Genomic DNA, 1541 nt, shown 5'->3' on the forward strand with positions numbered 1-1541 from the left:
AACAGGCGCGGGCCGGGCGCGTTGAAAATCTCAACCATGCGCCAGCATCTTTTCCGCCGCCGCAATTCCGGCCGGATGGCCGACATCTCACCAGCCGCCCGCGTGGATGACGCCAAATACCCGTTGGTCCAAAAGCATCGAATCCCACAGCAGATTCAGCGAGAACACCTGATCGGGAATGATCGCAAGCCCGTCAGTCTTGATGATCTGCGCGCCGGTATAGACATAACCCGGCCCGCGCGTCAGGTGCCCGGCGGGGTCGATTTCAAAATCGCCGGCGCCGGTATAGGCCCGCGCCCGATCCGCCGGAATCAACAGCATCAGCGCGTCCATCCGGTCGGGATCCCATGCGGCGGCCAGTTCGGTCAGCGGCGAAGGTCCGGTCCAGACCGCATCGGTGTTCAGCGTGAAGACCGGGTCTTTGCCCAAAGCGGGCAGGGCGTTGCGCAGCCCGCCGCCGGTTTCCAGCAACGTGTCTGCCTCGTGCGACAAGATGATATCGGGGCGGTCGGCCAGATGCGCGGCGATCTGATCGGCGTGATAGTGGGTGTTGACCACGATACGCTGGGGCTTGATCGCGTCGACCTGATCCAGCGCATGATCCAGCAACGTGCGCCCGCCGACGCGGATCAAAGGCTTGGGGCGGTCCGCCGTCAGATCGCCCATTCTTGTGCCGCGCCCGGCGGCAAATAGCATTACGGCGTTTGGGCTGTTTTGCATTTGTCCTTGATCCTTTGGCGAAGCTCGGCGTCCGGCGGCGGAAGGTTGTTCATGACCGTTGTTTGCAAGTGCGACAGGGCGGGATGGCTGAGGTCTTGCATCAGATACCCCCAGACCCGCGGCAGCAAGTCGATATAATGGGCCTTGCCGTCACGAATGCAAAGCCGGGCGAAAACGCCGATGATCCGCAGGTTGCGCTGGGCACCCAAAGCGGCATAGGCGGCGCGGAATGCGGCGTCGGGCTGATTGGCGCGGGCGATATAGCGGGCCAGCATGCTGCGCTGAACCTCGGGCGGCACGTCGCGGCGCGCGTCTTCGAGCAGCGACACCAGATCATAGGCCGGGTGCCCGGCCATGCCGTCCTGAAAGTCCAGCAACCCAACCCGCGCCACGCCATCGCGATCCGGTAGCCACAGCAGGTTTTCGGCATGGTAATCGCGCTGAATCAGCACCGGAGTATCCGAGGTGAGATTGGTCAAAACAGTCTCTATTTCGGCCTGAAATGCCTGTTTCTCCTCGGGCGTTGGGGTCAGGCCCGCGCCGGGAAGATACCAGTCATAGACCAGCGCCGACAGGCTGGCCATCAGCGGCGGATCATAGGCGGGCAGGTCTTGCGGCGCCGGGTGTTGGTGCAGATCGGCCAGCAGATCGGTCGCCGTGGCGTAAAGCTGTTGCTCCAGCTTGGGGGTTTGCGCGGTGACGCGGGCGAACAGGTCATCGCCCAGATCCTCAAGCAGCAGGAACCCGTTGGCGATGTCTTCGGCCAGAATGCGCGGCGCGGACAGGCCCAGCCCGGTCAGATGCCGCGCGATGCGCAGAAA

General features: G+C 63.7%; 2 protein-coding genes. Both read right to left on the reverse strand.

From position 1 onward, the window contains the following. Positions 1–87 precede the first annotated feature (87 nt). Entirely contained in the window at positions 88–720 is a 633-nt protein-coding gene (locus tag ABYW26_RS14390; protein ID WP_372605600.1) for a nucleotidyltransferase family protein, read from the reverse strand. Then, the coding region (locus ABYW26_RS14395) for an aminoglycoside phosphotransferase family protein (RefSeq protein ID WP_372605601.1) at positions 696–1541 on the reverse strand (846 nt) is incomplete at its 5' end. The genes ABYW26_RS14395 and ABYW26_RS14390, both read right to left, overlap by 25 nt.

The organism is Actibacterium sp. (assembly GCF_041584535.1).
Lineage (GTDB): Bacteria > Pseudomonadota > Alphaproteobacteria > Rhodobacterales > Rhodobacteraceae > Actibacterium_D.

Coding starts and splice junctions, on each gene's coding strand:
- ABYW26_RS14390 (WP_372605600.1), bottom strand. CDS start 720: ATGCAAAACAGCCCAAACGCCGTAATGCTATTTGCCGCCGGGCGCGGC.